The 15932-nt window shown below is 68.8% G+C and carries 12 protein-coding genes; 5 read left to right on the top strand and 7 right to left on the bottom strand.

The genetic code is table 11. From position 1 onward, the window contains the following. Window positions 1–57 precede the first annotated feature (57 nt). Window positions 58–1293, bottom strand: coding sequence for an acetyl-CoA C-acetyltransferase (locus ACTIGJ_RS03955; RefSeq protein ID WP_439638986.1), 1236 nt, complete (start codon window positions 1291–1293; stop codon window positions 58–60). Window positions 1294–1367: 74 nt separating this feature from the next. After that, window positions 1368–2060 carry a MerR family transcriptional regulator gene (locus ACTIGJ_RS03950; RefSeq protein WP_439638985.1) on the bottom strand — a complete coding sequence of 231 codons (693 nt, stop codon included), beginning with the start codon at window positions 2058–2060 and terminating at the stop codon, window positions 1368–1370. Window positions 2061–2301: 241 nt separating this feature from the next. Between ACTIGJ_RS03950 and ACTIGJ_RS03945 the strand changes: the two genes are divergently transcribed. The 5 genes from ACTIGJ_RS03945 (at window position 2302) to ACTIGJ_RS03925 (ending at window position 10324) form a co-directional block, all read left to right on the top strand. Beyond that, the gene (locus ACTIGJ_RS03945) at window positions 2302–3591 is read left to right on the top strand and encodes a cytochrome P450 (RefSeq protein ID WP_439638984.1); all 1290 of its coding nucleotides are present in this window, start codon (window positions 2302–2304) and stop codon (window positions 3589–3591) included. 26 nt (window positions 3592–3617) lie between these two features. Continuing rightward, complete coding sequence (locus ACTIGJ_RS03940; protein ID WP_439638983.1) at window positions 3618–3797, top strand: rubredoxin; 180 nt, start codon at window positions 3618–3620, stop codon at window positions 3795–3797. A 119-nt stretch (window positions 3798–3916) separates the two neighbouring features. Then, a complete protein-coding gene (locus ACTIGJ_RS03935; protein ID WP_439638982.1) occupies window positions 3917–4324 on the top strand; it encodes a DUF4345 domain-containing protein in 408 nt (135 codons plus the stop codon). 184 nt (window positions 4325–4508) lie between these two features. Beyond that, on the top strand, window positions 4509–5294 hold the full coding sequence (locus ACTIGJ_RS03930) for an SDR family oxidoreductase (RefSeq protein ID WP_439638981.1): 786 nt from the start codon (window positions 4509–4511) through the stop codon (window positions 5292–5294). A gap of 161 nt (window positions 5295–5455) precedes the next feature. Then, window positions 5456–10324, top strand: a complete 4869-nt coding sequence (locus ACTIGJ_RS03925) for an NAD-glutamate dehydrogenase (protein ID WP_439638980.1) — start codon at window positions 5456–5458, stop codon at window positions 10322–10324. A gap of 31 nt (window positions 10325–10355) precedes the next feature. Here ACTIGJ_RS03925 and ACTIGJ_RS03920 read toward each other — a convergent pair whose 3' ends face one another. From ACTIGJ_RS03920 to ACTIGJ_RS03900, 5 genes are all read right to left on the bottom strand, one after another. Then, window positions 10356–10979, bottom strand: a complete 624-nt coding sequence (locus ACTIGJ_RS03920; protein ID WP_439638979.1) for a DUF4402 domain-containing protein — start codon at window positions 10977–10979, stop codon at window positions 10356–10358. A gap of 26 nt (window positions 10980–11005) precedes the next feature. Then, on the bottom strand, window positions 11006–11533 hold the full coding sequence (locus ACTIGJ_RS03915; protein WP_439638978.1) for a DUF4402 domain-containing protein: 528 nt from the start codon (window positions 11531–11533) through the stop codon (window positions 11006–11008). Then, window positions 11530–14355, bottom strand: coding sequence for a hypothetical protein (locus tag ACTIGJ_RS03910; protein WP_439638977.1), 2826 nt, complete (start codon window positions 14353–14355; stop codon window positions 11530–11532). The genes ACTIGJ_RS03915 and ACTIGJ_RS03910 overlap by 4 nt, the downstream gene beginning before the upstream one ends. Window positions 14356–14389: 34 nt before the next feature. After that, the gene (locus ACTIGJ_RS03905; protein ID WP_439638976.1) at window positions 14390–15256 is read right to left on the bottom strand and encodes a fimbrial biogenesis chaperone; all 867 of its coding nucleotides are present in this window, start codon (window positions 15254–15256) and stop codon (window positions 14390–14392) included. Window positions 15257–15390: 134 nt separating this feature from the next. Next, on the bottom strand, window positions 15391–15891 hold the full coding sequence (locus ACTIGJ_RS03900; protein WP_439638975.1) for a DUF4402 domain-containing protein: 501 nt from the start codon (window positions 15889–15891) through the stop codon (window positions 15391–15393). Window positions 15892–15932: the final 41 nt, after the last annotated feature.

The raw sequence follows: 15932 nt of genomic DNA, 5'->3' as shown, positions 1-15932 counted from the left end.
CGTGCTGCCGACGATGCGCCTGCTGCCGGAGCAGGCGCATCGTCGGCCGTGCTGGCTTCAGAGGCGCTCGATGATGATCGCCGGGGCCATGCCGCCGGCCGCGCACATGGTCACCAGGCCGCGCCGCAGGTTGCGGCGCTCCAGTTCGTCGAGCACGGTGCCGATCAGGATCGCGCCGGTTGCGCCGATCGGATGGCCGAGCGCGATCGAGCCGCCGTTGACGTTGACCTTGTCGCGATCGAGCTTCAGGTCGCGAATGAACTTCTCGGCGACCACGGCGAAGGCTTCGTTGATCTCGAACAGGTCGATGTCGTCGACCGTCAGCCCGGCCTTGGCCAGCACCTTGCGCGCGGCCGGCACCGGCGCATTGAGCATCAGGGTCGGCGAATCGCCGACGTTGGCGGTGGCGATCACCCGGGCCCGTGGCGTCCAGCCCTGCTTGCGCGCATAGGCTGGCGAGGCCAGCAGCAGGGCTGCGGCGCCATCGACGACGCCGGAGGAGTTGCCGGCGTGGTGGATCGGCTCGAACTGCAGGTCCGGGTAGAGCGCCTGCACCAGCTGGCGATAGGTGGTGCCGGCTTCGTCGAGCGGGCGGTCGGCGAACGCGCCGAAGGCCGGCTTCAGCTGGGCGAGGCTGTCCAGCGTGGTGCCGGCGCGCGGGTATTCGTCGCGGTCCAGCGCCAGCGAGCCGTCGTCGCGGTAGACCGGCACCAGGCTTTTCGCGAAGCGGCCTTCGGCGATCGCCGCAGCGGCGCGCTGCTGGCTGACGTAGCCGAGACGGTCGCAGTCCTCGCGGCCGATGCCTTCGAGCGCGGCGACCACGTCGGCGCAGACGCCCTGGTGCGGCTGGGGATGCAGTTCGCGCAGGTGCAGGTTGCCGTTGTCGAGGAAGGCCGGCAGGTCGTTACCGCCGAAGCCGTAGTTCGACATCATCTCGGTGCCGCCGGCGATCACGCAGTCTTCCATGCCCGACAGCACCGAGGCGGCGGCCAGGTTGACGCTGGTGATGCCGGAGCCGCAGAAGCGGTCCAGGGTCACGCCGCTGGCGCGCGGGTCGTAGCCGGCGTCGAGCGCCGACATGCGGCCCAGGTCGCCGCCCTGCTGGCCGCGCTGCGAGCTGGTTGCCCAGATGATGTCGTCGACCTCGGCGGTGTTCAGGCGGTTGCGCTCGGCCAGTGCCTTGAGCACGGTGGCGCCGAGGCGCTGCGGATGGATGCCGGTGTAGGCGCCCTTGCCGGCCTTGCCGATCGCGCGCGGCGTGCGGCAGGCATCAATGATCCAGGCTTCGTTCATGTCGGAGCTTTGTTGGGTGGGGACGGAAGCTTCCCCGAGTCGCCGCTGCCGCCGACCGGCAGAAAGTCTGGCGCTCAGCCGGGGCCGCGCTGGCGCAGGTCGGCCAGCACCGTCTTCAGGCGCACCAGTCCGAAGAAGCTCAGCAGGTGGGTCAGCGCGGCCTGCGCCATGTCGGCAGTCGGGTCTTCCTGCCGCCGGCCGACCATGCGATCGAGAAAGATCGCCAGTTCCTGGTGCGCCAGCGTTTCGGCGGCCTCGACATGCAGCCTGCAGATGTCCGGCGTGAAGCCGAGTTCCTCGGTGAAGCCGGCGGCCCGCATTTCCGCCCACAGGCCGATCAGCTGGGCATCGATGCGGCTGACCTGCAGGCCGCTCGGATGCTCGATGAGCGTGATCGCGCCGACTGAGGCCAGCGCCCGGGCGTCGGCTTCGGCGTGCGGATTGCGCGCGGCCAGCGAGGCCAGCGGCAGCTGGTCGTCGTTGACCCCGGCGCGGGCGGCGATGAGGCTGTCCAGATGAGGAAAGGCGCTGGCATCGGCCGGCAGCGCGTCGGTATCGCCGTCGAGCGCCCGGCGGATGCGCTCCAGCGGCAGCCGCTTCTCCTTCTGCAACTGGCGGATCGCCAGCACGCTGCGCACGTGTTCCTCGCCGTAGTCGGCCACGTTGGCTTTCGGCCGCTGCGGCTCCGGCATCAGGCCGTGGCGCAGGTAGACGCGGATCACCTCTCGGCTGACCCCGGTTCGCAGTTCCAGATCCCGCATTTTCATGGTGGCAGTTCGGTGACGTCTGTCGCGTGAGCGGCGCAGCAGTTTAATCGCACGCGGATTCAAGAACTTAACGACGAGTTGGCAGATCACCGCAAAAATGCGTTTGTTTTATACGCAATAACGCGTTTAAGGTAAACGCATAAATAGCGGGCCCGGTCTCGGGCACCTGTCCAGGAGCTGGCCCGGTTCTGGTGCGGGATTTCATAACCGGGCCGTGGCCAGTGCGAAAAGGAGAAATCTCATGGCAGCTCCCGTCATACCGGTGGAACTGATTGCCCCGGCGTTCAACCCGGCGACGTTCGGGATCGGCAAGCGCGAAGTGATCGACGCGCTGTTTGCGCGGCTGCGCAAGGACTATCCGCTGGCCAAGGCCGAGGTGCCGGGCTACGACCCGCACTGGATCGTCACCAAGTACGACGACATTCGCGAGATCACCCGGCAGGACCATCTGTTCCACAGCGCCGACCGCTCGAAGACCCTGGCCTCGCAGCTGGCCGAGCAGCTGATGCGCAGCTACACCGGCGGCCTGCCGACGATCTTCAAGACCCTGGTGCACATGGATGACCCGGAGCACGCCGAGCATCGCGCCGTCACCCAGCCGCACTTCTACCCGCAGGCGATCGCCAAGCTGGAACCGCAGATCCGGGAAACGGCACGCCGCTACATCGACGAGTTCCTGGCCAAGGGGCAGGGCGCCGACTTCGCCACCGAGCTGGCCTTCCGCTATCCGGCGGAAATCGTGCTGACCCTGATCGGCGTGCCGAAGCAGGACCACCAGAAGATGCTCGACCTGACCCATTGGCTATTCACCTACGCCGATCCGGACCTGTGCCGGCCGGGCGCGAACATCACCGACCCTCAGGAAATCATCAAGACCTGGGACATCGTCTACGGCGAGTTCAAGACCTACTACGAATCGATGATCCGCGACCGGCAGGCCTGCCCGGTCAACGATCTGACCTCGGTGATCGCCAACGGCAAGGTCGGCGGCTGCCCGATGAACGAACGCAACATGATCAGCTACCTGGTGATCGCCTCGACCGCCGGCCATGACACCACGTCGGCGACCACGGCGATGGGCATGTGGACCCTGGCCGAGAACCCGGACATCTTCCGCAAGGTGAAGGACAACCCGGCGCTGATTCCGGGTTTCGTCGAGGAAACCATCCGCTGGACCAGCCCCGTGCAGCAGTTCGTGCGCTCGGCCACCGAGGACTATGTGCTGCGCGGCCAGCAGATCAGGAAGGGCGATCTGCTGTACCTGTCGTACGTGTCCGGCAACCGCGACGAGGACGCTTTCCCCGAGCCGTTCAAGTTCGATCCGGAGCGCACGCCGAACCGCCACATCGGCTTCGGCTACGGCCCGCACATCTGTCTCGGCCAGCATCTGGCGCGGCTGGAAATGAAGATCCTCTGGGAAGAGCTGCTGCCGAGGCTGGCCTCGGTGTCGATGGCTGCGCCCGGCAAGTTCGCCGAATCCGAATTCGTCTGCGGGCCGAAGTACGTCCCGATCAACTACACGCTGGCCTGAGCCGGTACTGCGAGGAGAGAACAAGCATGAGTACCCAGCCCTGGCGGAAGTATCAGTGCGTGCTGTGCGGCGAGATCTACGACGAGGAACTTGGCGTGCCGGAATTCAACATCGCTCCCGGCACCCGCTGGGAGGACGTACGCGAAGACTGGCTGTGCATGGCCTGCGGCGCGCCGAAATCCGAGTACGTGCTGCTGGCAGATTGAGGCCGCCGTCGCTGGCCGATACGCGGCTTCATGGCGGGCAGGCCGTGCCGGCTGCCTGCATCCGCCCGGCCGGCTCGGCTGTCCGGGCGCTGTCTGCTTCCCGATACGGAGTTCATTCCATGACGGCATTTCGTGCGGCGATCCGTGCGCTGGCCCTGATCGCCCTGCTGACCGGCACCATCGACGTGGTGCTGGGCCTTCAGGCCCAGCAGACCATCGGCGCGGCGCTTGAAGAGGGGTACGGCGATCCGCTGCTGAACAGCCAGATCCGCTATCTCGGCGCGGTCTGGTTCGGCTTTGGCGCGCTGCTCTGGCACTGCCTGGGTGATCTGGCCCGACACGCCGCGATCCTGCGCGGCGCGCTGCTGATCGTGTTTCTCGGCGGCCTCGGCCGGCTGGCCTCGGTGCTGCAGTTCGGTTTCCCGGCGTCGGCGGTCGGCCACGGCTTCGTGGTGTTCGCCATCGTCATCGAGCTGATCGCCATGCCGCTGCTGCTGATCTCGCAGCGCCGCCTGTTCGGTCGCTGAAGGCGCGCGCCGAAGCAGCCGCAGGCTGAGCGAAAAGTGCGGCCGCCGCGTCCTGGACGCTGCGGCGACGACCGGCTGTGCCTTGCACCGACGTGAGCGGCCGCCAGCAAGCCCTTGCTCGCCCACCATCATCAAGAACATCAGCGCGTGCGATTCCGGCGCGCACCAGCACGAGGAGCACAACGTGAATTTCAGCAACAAGGTGGTGTTTGTCGCCGGTGGTACGACCGGCATCAATTTCGGCATCGCTGAAAGCTTCGTCGCGGCCGGCGCCCGGGTGGCGGTGCTGAGCCGCAAGCAGGACAAGGTCGATGCAGCGGTCGCCGCGCTGAAGGCCAAGGGCGGCGAGGCGATCGGCTTTGCCGCCGACGTTCGCAGCATCGAGGCGCTGGACGCGGCGATGGCGGCAACGGCGGCGCAATGGGGCGCGATCGACGTGCTGGTCTCGGGTGCGGCCGGCAACTTCGTGTCGGAAGCCGACCAGCTGTCGGCCAACGGCTTCAAGACCGTCATCGACATCGACCTGCTGGGCTGCTTCAACGTCATGAAGGCGGCGTTCCCGCACCTGAAGAAGCCGGGGGCATCGATCGTCAACATCAGCGCGCCGCAGTCCTGGCTGCCGACGCCGATGCAGATCCACGTCTGCGCGGCCAAGGCCGGCATCGATCAGGTGACCCGCACCGCCGCGATGGAATGGGGACCGAAGGGCATCCGCGTCAACGCCATCGCGCCCGGCCCGATCGCCGACACCGAAGGCATGAAGCGGCTGGCGCCGACGCCGGCCGCCGCGCAGGCCTGGACCGACAGCGTGCCGCTGCGCCGCTGGGGCACCCGGCAGGAAATCGCCCGGGTCACCCAGTGGCTGTGCAGCGACGACGCCAGCTACGTCAGCGGCGTGATCCTGCCGGTCGACGGCGGCTGGTCGCTCGGTGGTTCGAGCGCGATGTCCAGCGCGCTGCTGGCCTCATGAAGCGCCGCACGTCGCGGCTGGACGGACTGTCTTCGCCGACCGATGCCATGGAGCGGCACCTGCTGCGATAGCGATGGCAGAGGGACGCCGGGCAGCCGCTGGCATACTCCGGCCCTGCGGCGGGGCGCTGCCTGCGTTCCGCACCCGAGGAGACCCGCACCATGCCGTCCCTGTCCGAATCGGGCCTCGACCGTGCGCAGGAAGACCTGCTCGCCCGGCTGGATGCACGCGCCGCGTCGTCCACTTTCACGGAGCTGGCGGATCCCCGGCTGTTCCGCCGGTTCCTGCGCGCCTACTTCGAGACCGCCACCTACGAGTCGCTGATCCAGCGCGACGATGCGGCGCTGCTGGCGATGGCGCGGCAGCACCTGGCGCTGGCGCAGCAGCGGCCGCGCGATGCGATCCGCGTGCGGATCACGCCGCCGGCCGCTGGCGAGCGGCTGGCGGTGATCGAGACCGTGGCCCGCGACCAGCCGTTCCTGGTCGACACCCTGAGCATCGCCGTGCGCGCCACGGGTGCGGCGATCGACTGGAGCGTGCATCCGGTGATCCGGCTGGGGCGTGACGCCCATGGCCGGCTCGATGCGGTGCACGACGGTAGCGGCGATGCAGCGGCCGCCGAATCGTTGATCCGGCTGGAGTTCGAGCCGCTCGCGTCGGAGGACGCCTACGCGCGCCTCGAAGCGGACTGCCGGGCCGCACTTGGCGACGTCCAGCAGGTGGTCGACGATTTCCCGGCGCTGCTGGCGCGCACCCGGTCGCTGGCGGCCGAGCTGGCCCGCGTGCCGCCCGGCGGCGTGGCGGCCGACTACGCCGAGGCGCGCGCCTTTCTCGACTGGCTGGCCGATCGTCACTTCACCTTCCTCGGCGCGGTCGACAGTCAGGCCGAGCGCAGCGCCGATGGCCGCCTGCATTTCCGGCGCGAAGCGGCGTCCGGCCTCGGCCTGCTGCGCGCAGATTCGCCGTGGCTGGCGCAGGAGCTGGTGGCGCCGCAGGCGGAGCTCGACAAGTACGCCGATTCGACCCGGCTGGTGGTGATCACCAAGGCCAATCTGCGCTCGACCATCCACCGCGCCGAGCTGATGGATGTGATCTCGGTGAAGCGCTTCGATGCGGACGGTGCGCTGGTCGGCACCGTGCGGCTGCTGGGCCTGTTCTCGACCGAGGCCTATGTCGACCGGCCGCGGCAGATTCCGCTGGTGCGCGCCAAGGCCGATTACGTGCTCGCCCGTTCGCGGCTCGGCGAGCAGTCGCACTCCGGCAAGAAGCTGCGCGACATCCTCCACGGCCTGCCGCGCGACGAGCTGTTCCAGTCCAACGAGGACGAGCTGTTCCAGCTGTGTCGCGGCATCCGCGCCCTGCGCGACCGGCACGGCCTGCGCCTGTTCATGCGCCGCGACCGCTATGGCCGCTTCTACTCGTTTCTGGTCTACCTGCCGCGCGAGCGCTATTCGCGCGAACTGCGCGACGCGATCGGCCGCGCGCTGATGGCGATCTGCGGCGGCACGGCGCTGGACCGCAATGTCGAGGCGGTACGCGGCGACCTGACTCGCCTGCACCTGATCGTGCGCACGCCGGCCGGCACCACGATCGGACTCGATGCGGCCGCCGTCGAAGCGCGGGTGATCGCCGAAACCCGCAGCTGGCGCGAGCAGCTGCGCGACGCGCTGCTCGACCAGCCGATGCTGGCTGGCCGCTATGCCGATGCCTTCCCGCTGTCCTACGCCGAAGTCGCCAGCGCGGCTGCGGCCGCCGCCGATGTCCGCGTGCTGGCCGGCCTCGCGCCGGCCACCGCCGGCACGGCCGACGCGACGCGCGAGGACGTGCCGGCGCTGGCCGTGCGGCTGGAGGTGAGCGTCGGCGACGACGGCCGGGCGCGGCCGACCGGCCTGCGGCTGTACACGGTCGAGCAGCCGATTGCCTTGTCCGACGTGCTGCCGACGCTGGAGAACTTCGGCTTCCGGATCACCCGCCAGGACCCGACCGAAATCCGTCCGCGCGACGGTGCCCGCCAGTGGCTGCAGGTGTTCGATGTCACCCACGGCGGCTGCGAGCTGCCGCCCGAGCGCCAGGCCGCCTACTTCGAGGCCGCGCTGCTGGCCGTCTGGCGCGGCGAGATTGAGAACGACGGGCTCAATCGCCTGGTGCTCGGCGCCGGCCTGAACGCCCGGCAGGTGACTTTCCTGCGGGCGCTGACCAAGTACCTGCTGCAGACCGGCCTGCCGTTCAGCCAGTCGTACATCGAGGACATCCTGGCCCAGCACGCGGCGATTGCGCAGCGGCTGGTCGCGGCTTTCGAGGCCCGTTTCGATCCTGCGCTCGACGCCGACAGCCGCAGCGGCGCAGCGGCCGGCCATGCCCAGGCGATCGACCAGGCGCTGGATGAGGTGGCCAGCCTTGATGCCGACCGGGTGCTGCGCGCCTTCGTCGCGGTGATCAACGCCAGCCTGCGCACCAACGCCTGGCAGACCACGGCGGACGGCCAGCCGAAGCGCTGGCTGAGCCTCAAGCTGGACCCATCGAAGATTCCCGAACTGCCGCAGCCGAGGCCTATGTTCGAGATCTGGGTCTATGCGCCGGAGGTGGAAGGCGTGCATCTGCGCGGCGGCCGGGTGGCGCGCGGCGGGCTGCGCTGGTCCGATCGGCGGCAGGATTTCCGCACCGAGGTGCTGGGGCTGATGAAGGCCCAGCAGGTCAAGAACACGGTGATCGTGCCGGTCGGGGCCAAGGGCGGCTTCGTGGTCAAGAAGCCGGTCGACCCGGCGCAGCGCGACGCCTGGCTGGCCCAAGGCATCGCCTGCTACCGCAGCTTCCTGCGCGGCCTGCTGGATCTGACTGACAACCGTGTCGGCGCAGCGGTCGTGCCGCCGGCGCTCACGGTGCGCCACGACGGCGACGATCCCTACCTCGTGGTGGCCGCCGACAAGGGCACGGCCACCTTCTCCGACTACGCCAACGCGGTATCGGCCGAGTACGGCTTCTGGCTGGGCGATGCCTTCGCCAGCGGCGGCAGCGCCGGCTACGACCACAAGCGCATGGGCATCACCGCGCGCGGTGCCTGGGAATCGGTGAAGCGGCACTTCCGCGAGATGACCCCGGGGATCGACATCCAGCGCCAGCCGTTCACCGTCGTCGGCATCGGCGACATGAGCGGCGACGTGTTCGGCAACGGCATGCTGCTGTCGCCGGTATTGCGGCTGGTCGCCGCCTTCGACCATCGCCACATCTTTCTCGATCCTGACCCGGACCCGGCGATCAGCCTTGCCGAGCGCCGCCGGCTGTTCGAGCTGCCGCGCTCGTCGTGGGCGGACTACGACCCGCAACGGATGTCCCGGGGCGGCGGCGTCTATCCGCGCAGCGCCAAGCACATCGAGCTGAGTCCGGAGGCGCGCGCGGTGCTGGGAATCGAGGCGCAGTCGCTGACCCCGGCGGCGCTGATCCGCGCGATCCTGACCGCACCGGTCGACCTGCTGTGGAACGGCGGCATCGGCACCTACGTGAAGGCCAGCCTGCAGAGCCATGCCGACGTCGGCGACCGCGCCAACGACGCGATCCGCGTCAACGGCGGCGCGCTGCGCTGCAAGGTGGTCGGCGAGGGCGGCAACCTCGGCTTCACCCAGGCCGGCCGCATCGAGTACGCCCAGAACGGCGCGATCGGTGGCGGCCGGATCAACACCGATGCCATCGACAACGCCGCCGGTGTCCATACCTCCGATCGCGAGGTCAACATCAAGATCGCGCTGGCGCCGCTGGTGGCCGCCGGGCTGCTGCGCCGCGAGGATCGCGATCCGCTGCTGGCCTCGATGACCGAGGACATCGCCCGCTTCGTGCTGCGCGACAACGAGGTGCAGAGCCAGGCCATCAGCCTGCTGCAGCAGAACGCTGCCGCCCGGCTCGACGACCACGCCGAGCTGATGCGCATGCTGGAACGCGAAGGCCGGCTCGATCGCGCACTCGAAGGGCTGCCGGACGAAGACGAGATCAAGCGTCGTCGCGCCGCCGGCGTCGGCCTGACGCGGCCGGAGCTGAGCGTGCTGATCGCCTATTCGAAGATCTCGCTGTACGACGCCGTGCTGGCCTCGACGGTGCCGGACGATCCGTTCTTCACGCGCGATCTGCTGGCGAACTTTCCGCAGCCGCTGGTCGGCGGCTATCGCGAGGCGCTGGTGGCCCATCCGCTACGTCGCGAGATCATCGCCACGGTGCTGTCGAACGCGCTGGTCAATCGCATGGGCGCCGGCTTCGCCCAGCTGTGGGCCGACGACCACGGCCTCGGCCGCGCCGAACTGGTGAAGGCCTATGCCACCGCGCACGAGGTGGTCGGCGGCGATGCTTACTGGCGCGGCGTCGAGGCGCTGGATCTGCAGGTGCCGGCCGCCGTGCAGTACCGGCTGATGAACCTGGCGATCGGCCTGCTCAAGCACGTCACCGGCTGGCTGGCCGCCAGCCGCTGGGCGACGCAGCCGGTGGCGGCGGCGGTCGAACGCTTTGCCGGCCCGGTGGCGGAACTGCAGACATTGCTGCCCGAGGTGCTGCCACCCGGCTACCGCGAGGACTGGACGCGCAGCCTGACGGCGATGCTCGACGACGGCCTGCCCGAAGCGCTGGCGCGGCGGCTGGCCCACATGCGGGCGCTGGGCGCAGCGCTGGATCTTGCCGAACTGGCCGAACAGGCCGGCGTCGGCATGGCCGAGGCAGCGGCGGTGTACTTCCGCGTCGGCGAGCGCTTCCGCCTGCTGTGGCTGCTGTCGGCGATCAACGATCTGCCGACCGCCGGCAAGTGGCAGGCGCTGTCACGGGTCAACCTGCGCGACGACGCCTGGCGCCAGCATCGCCGGATCACGGCTGCTGTGCTGGCCGTCGACGGCGACGATGCCGAGGCCCGCATCAGCGCCTGGTTCGCTGGTCACGAACGCGCCGCCGCATTCGCGCAGGCGCGGCTCGCTGAACTGCAGGCAGCCGGCGCGCGGGACTTCGCCGGCCTGTCGGTAGCGTTACGGACGCTGGACCCGCTGACACAGGCCGGCTAGGCGGGTGGCGGCGGACGTTGCCGGCGCCCGGCTACTGGTACTGCACGGTGACCGGCACGGTCACCGACAGTGACTTGCTGAGCAGTGTCAGCAGCAGCCCCACCAGACTGGGCGGGAAGACCAGCGTGCCGCCGATCGCCAGCACGTCGTTGCCGGAACCGTTGAGCTGGGCCAGGTAGCCATTGCCGCCGCTGCCGCCCTTGGTCGACGACGAGAAGCGGAAGTCTTCGACGCTGAGCAGGTTCTTGCCCCATTTCAGGTCGATGCTCGCCGGCGCGCTGACCACGTAGGCCAGCTGCGGCTCGCCGGCCACCTTGGCCTCGCCCGGATGGCGGCCAGCGGCGAGCCAGACGGTGAGCAGACCTCCGGTGGCGCTGGCGTTGCCGGATGGCGACAGGGTCAGGCGGGCGCCACCCAGCACGTTCAGGTTGGCGACGACCAGCGAGCCGAAGTCCAGATCCTGGGTCGGCGTGACCTTGAGTGGCTTGATGATGCGGACGTCGGCTGACGTCTGCAGCGTTGCCGGTGCAGCGCGTGCCGGCCGAGCTGCCGGTGCACTGGCCAGCAGCAGCGTCAGGGTCAGCGTCAGACCGGTGGCGAAGCGACGGCCCAAAGGCGCAGCGCCGGATCGAGCTTGCAGGTTGTTGGCCATCATCGGGTCTCCCGGGCGCAGGGCGGCGGTCATTGGTAGTCGAAGCTGACGAGCACATCGGTGGTGTAGCGGCCGTCGGACGCATTGGCCGGCAGGTTCAAGGTCGACACGATCGTGAACGTCGCCAGGCCTGAGGCGTCCAGCGTCTGCACGGCGTTCGGCAACACCTGGAAGTTCGACATCTGCAGGCTGCCGCGCGCGCCCTGCAGCTGCACGGTGGCTGGCAGCAGCGCCGTCACCGGCTGGTTCGGCGAGCCCTTGACGCGAACCCGCGCGATGCTGCGCGTGCCCGACAAGGCGTCGCTGCCGCCGGTAACCAGCACGTTGCGGTTGCTGTCGAGGCGTACGGTGCCGGCTTGCTGGCGGTTGGAGACCACGCGCCCGAAGTCGATCTCCTCGAGCACTTCGACCTGCAGGTTGGCGAACTGCGTCGCGCCGATCCGGCCGGGCCCGCCGATGCCGCCGGCCGGTGGGAAGGCTGAATTGCCCTGGGCGAGCGCCGTGCCGGACAGCACGAGGCCAATGACCAGCAGAAAGCGTTGGATGGAAGGGTTCATGGATGAACTCGTTGCGTGAAGGCCCCGGGCAAGGCGTCCGCCGACGGCGCGCCCAGTAGCGTGGATTCCGGCGATACCCGTGCTTCCTCGAACGGCAGGCGTTCGATCACCAGGTCGATGCCGCGGATGTCGTTGGTCTGGCCGGGCTTCAGCAGCACGGCCTTCGGCTCGCCGATGACCAGCCGCTGGCGGATCATCTGGTCCGGGTCGATCGTCACCCGGTAGTCGCCGGGCGGGACCCGTTCGAACAGGTAGTAGCCGTCGTAATCGGTCTTGACCTCGGCCTGCACGCGGCCGGTCGCGGTGATCAGCATCATGCGGACGTTGGAGACCGCCGTCTTCGCATCGCCCTTGCGCAGGTACACCGTACCTTGCACCTCGCCGGTCGGCGTTACCGGGAAATCCAGCACGGTGACGCGGCCGGGACGCGCCACCGCGCGGTAACCCGGCACGGCGGCCACCCAGTAAGGATCATCGAGCGTCGATTCGTCCAGCCGCAGCGCCGCGCTCTGATAGGCGCTAGCGCCCGGCAGCAGGGCGTAGCCATCGGCGCGCGTGCGGATGGTTCTGGCGCTGCCGCTGAAGCCGACGTTCTCCAGCGGCGCATCGCCTTTCGAGAAGCGGCCGTCGGAATCGTTGTCGAGAAACGCCCGGGCGCCGACGACGCCGCCCGAAGCCATCGAATCCGCCCGCATCACCGGCCCGCCCGACGGACCCCGGCCGAAGCTGAAGAACGTGCTGATGCCGGCCAGCATGCCCTGGCCACTGCCGTAGCCGGCGAAGCTGCTGACCAGCATTTGCCGGAAGCGCTGCGAAATGCCGCCGACGACGCTGGTGCTGCGGTCGCCGCCGATGCTTTGCGAGGCATCGGCGCGCAGCTGTGTGTTGAGGCCGACCTGCCGCTGCCAGCCGGCCGTCACACTGTCGATACGGGGCCGCGGGCCGACGCTGTAGGTGACATTGGTACGAACCAGGTCGCGGGCACGGAGCCGGGCGCTGGCCAGCAGGTTGCCGCGCACGGCCACCGGGGCGCCGGCGTTCACCTGCGCGTCCAGCGTGTGGGAAAAGGCGAATGGCAGCACGAACAGCGCATGGCGGGCGCTGACGGTGGCGCGCTGCTGCCGGGACGCCAGGCTGTCGTAGCGCAGCTGGTAGGTGCCGTTGATCGGCGGCAGCTTGCCGAGCTGCATCGGCTGTTCGACGCGCGCCTCGGTGCGCAGCTTCAGGCCCGGGCCGGAGCGCAGCGTGTCCTCGCTCTCGAAGCCGGAGAACCAGCCCTGACGCAGCGAGAAGCTGGTTTCGCCGATCCGCGTCAAGGCGCTGACTTCCGCGCCGATGCCGCCCCGATCGTCGTAGGCGACGTCGAGACGTCCGAACAATCCGCCCAGCTGGCCGCGCAGGCCCACCATGCCGAAATCGCGCACCTTGTCGCCGACCGGCAGCCGCGCGAACGAAGTCGCCACCGACAGGTTCGGCGTGATGCCGGTCTCGACGCTGGCCAGCCAGCGATCCTTGCCGGTGCCCTGCTGGTCGCGCTCGGTTTCCTCGCCGGACCGGAACAGCCGCTGTTCGTGCTGGCCGATGAAGACGTCGTAGTACTGCTGGCCCGGCGTGATCAGCCCCGGGCCGGCGTAGTAGCGCTCCGCCACCTCGCGCCGCTGGCCCTGCGGGCCGAGCAGCACCACCAACATGTCGTTGACGCCGGGCAGCAGCGGCACATCGGTGAATTCGTAGCGACCGTCGCTGGTGGCCTGGGCGAAATCGAACAGCGAGCCGTTGCGGTACAGCTCAACGTCCCAGCCGGGGGTCACGTTGCCGCGCATCGTCACGCGGTCGAGATCGCTCAGGCGGTTCAGCGGCTGGTTGGTCAGGCTCAGTCCGAGCCCGTTGGAGCCGGCGGCGATCAGCGGCACATTGCGGGTGAAGGTGTCGCCGACGGCCGCACCGGTGACGCCCTTGAAGCCGAGCGCGTAGCCTTCCTCGTCGCGTCGTTCAAGGCGCAGACGCGGGTCCTGCAGGCGTCCGCGATCATCGAAGGAGGCGAAACCGCTGGCGCCGGCAAACAGCAGATCGCCCGTCACCAGCGCACTGGCTCGGGCCTGCCGCGCGCCATGCTGAACGGCGTCGCCATCGATGCTGATGTCGGCCATCGGCCAGCTGGCGAACGCGTAGTCGGGCGACACGCGCGGCAACGACACGCTGGTGTCGACCTCCGCTTCGCGCCGGCGGCCGCGCATCTGCTGCCGTTCCAGCGCCGCCTCGAACGGCATCCGCTCGCGGGCGCTGACGTCCACTACCAGCGAGCTGCTGTCGAACGCGAACTGCAGCGGGAACCATTCGGCCAGCAGCGGCGCAGCGACGTACATCTCGCCGTCCAGCACCTGCACGGCACCCGGTGGCCAGGTGCGGCGACGGCCTTCGACGATCACTTCGCCGCTGGCCATGTCCAGCTCGAAGCTGCGCGACTCGTGCAGGAACCAGCCTTGGGCGCGACCGACATCGGCTTCCACCGTGATCGCGAAATCTACCGCCCGGAACAGCGTGTCGAGCGGCAGCAGCAGGCCGCTGCCGGTCGGGTAGGCGATCACCGCATCGGCCAGCAGGAAGCGGCCGAAGGTCATCTGCACGATCAGTTCCTCTTCCGGGTTGGCGGCGGCGGCGCCATCGGCCGGCATCAGGCTGCCGCCGAGCAGCTGCGTGCTGGTGTTGGCCAGCGCGGTGGCGGCCGAGCCGATCAGCAGGCCTGCGGCGCCGGCACCGACCAGCCATGACGCGCGGCGTACAAGGCCGGACGCGGCAGGAGACGGGACCGGTGGCGACATGGCCTGCGGTACTCGGCGGCAGTAGGCAGGGCGTTCAGGGCAGGCTCAGTTCGCTGCTGGCCAGCACCGGCCGCTTGTCGCCGTCACCGGTGGCGCGGTAGGCGAGTTGCAGCGTGCCGCGTGCCAGCTTCATGCCGTCCGGCACTTTCAGGCCGAGGCGGGCGATACGCGCTTCGTTCGGATACAGCACCGACAGGCCGCGCACCAGTCCCAGGTCCACTGGCGCGCCGCCTCCGGCCGGCACGAAGCGCGCCTCCAGATCGCCGCGCACCGAGGCATTGCCTTCGCGCTGGATCTGCACTTCCACCAGCGCATTGCTGCTGGTGACTTCGGGGTCAACCTCGGCAATGCGGGCATCCACAAGCTTTGCCGTGGCCTGCGTCTGGCCTTCACGAACGATCACCGGAATCGACACGCCGACCAGCGGTATCAGCTTGACCGACACCTGATCTTTTTCCAGGTTCGGCTCGATCGACTGGCCGATATCCGGCGGCGGCAATTGCTGGAACAGCAGGTGTGAACGGTATTCGCCGGCCGGCAGATCCGCCGGCTTGCGCAGCATCACCCGGATGCTCTGCGGCTTGCCGGGCTCGACGGTGACCTGCCGGGGCGAGTAGCGCAGCAGCGATTCAGCCGGCTTTTCCAGCGGCTGCAGGTCTTCCGCGCGTTCGATCGCCTGGTAGTCGCCACTGGCGGTCTGACGCAGGTTCTGGAACGAGATTCGATAGGTGGCGGTCTGGGTGCTGCGATTGATCAGCGTGACCTCCACGCTGCGTTCGCGGCCGTCGAACAGGATATTGGTCGGGCTGACACCTAGCGCGCCGGGCGCTTGCGCAAGCGCAGGCCGTGCACCGAACAGGCCGATCATCGCGATGAACAGGATGGCAAGTCGGACGCGCATGCTGCTGCTATCCGCCAGCCGTACGCACCGCTGTGAATGGAGTGGAGTAGTCATGGGCTTCACCAAAAAGACCGCGCCGACTTGCCGGCGCGGTCAAAGGGACTCGGTTCCTTGCGCCTTGGGCACCGCTTGGATCACTGATACATCGCGGTGATCGTGTACGGACAGGTGTGCGAGCCAGGCACGGAATTTGAAGTCACAGTCAATCGGCCGCCGATCTTGACGTTCATCAATGGCAGTACGACGGGCACCGGCAGATCGATCTCGAGACCGGACAGTGCGATCGTATTGGTCGAGCAGGTTCCGCCCGAAGTGATCAGGACCGCCCCATTGTTCGCCGAACCCAGGATGTCATACTGGCCTGGGCGGTGGCCGCCAATGAACGATCCTCCCGTACCGCCTCCCGTGATCGAAGTGGTGCCGTCAGCGTTCACGATGAATGTCCGGCTGCCCGTTCGCGGCTTGTCGATCTTGCCAAAATCAAGATTGAAATCTTCCTTGATTTCAATCTGCTGCAACACCTGCACACTGGCCGAAAGCGACGTCGTGGCCGCCGGTGCGGCCTGGACCGTACCCGTGATCCACGTGGCAGCGGCCAGCACAGCAGCCCGCTGGATTAATCGTTTCTGTGGCATCTCAGGATCCTCTGGTTGGCAACCACACGGCCTTGCGGCCG

The sequence above is a fragment of the Nevskia sp. genome (genome assembly GCF_051860985.1).
Taxonomy (GTDB): domain Bacteria; phylum Pseudomonadota; class Gammaproteobacteria; order Nevskiales; family Nevskiaceae; genus Nevskia.
This window is presented reverse-complemented; position numbering and strand designations above follow the sequence as displayed.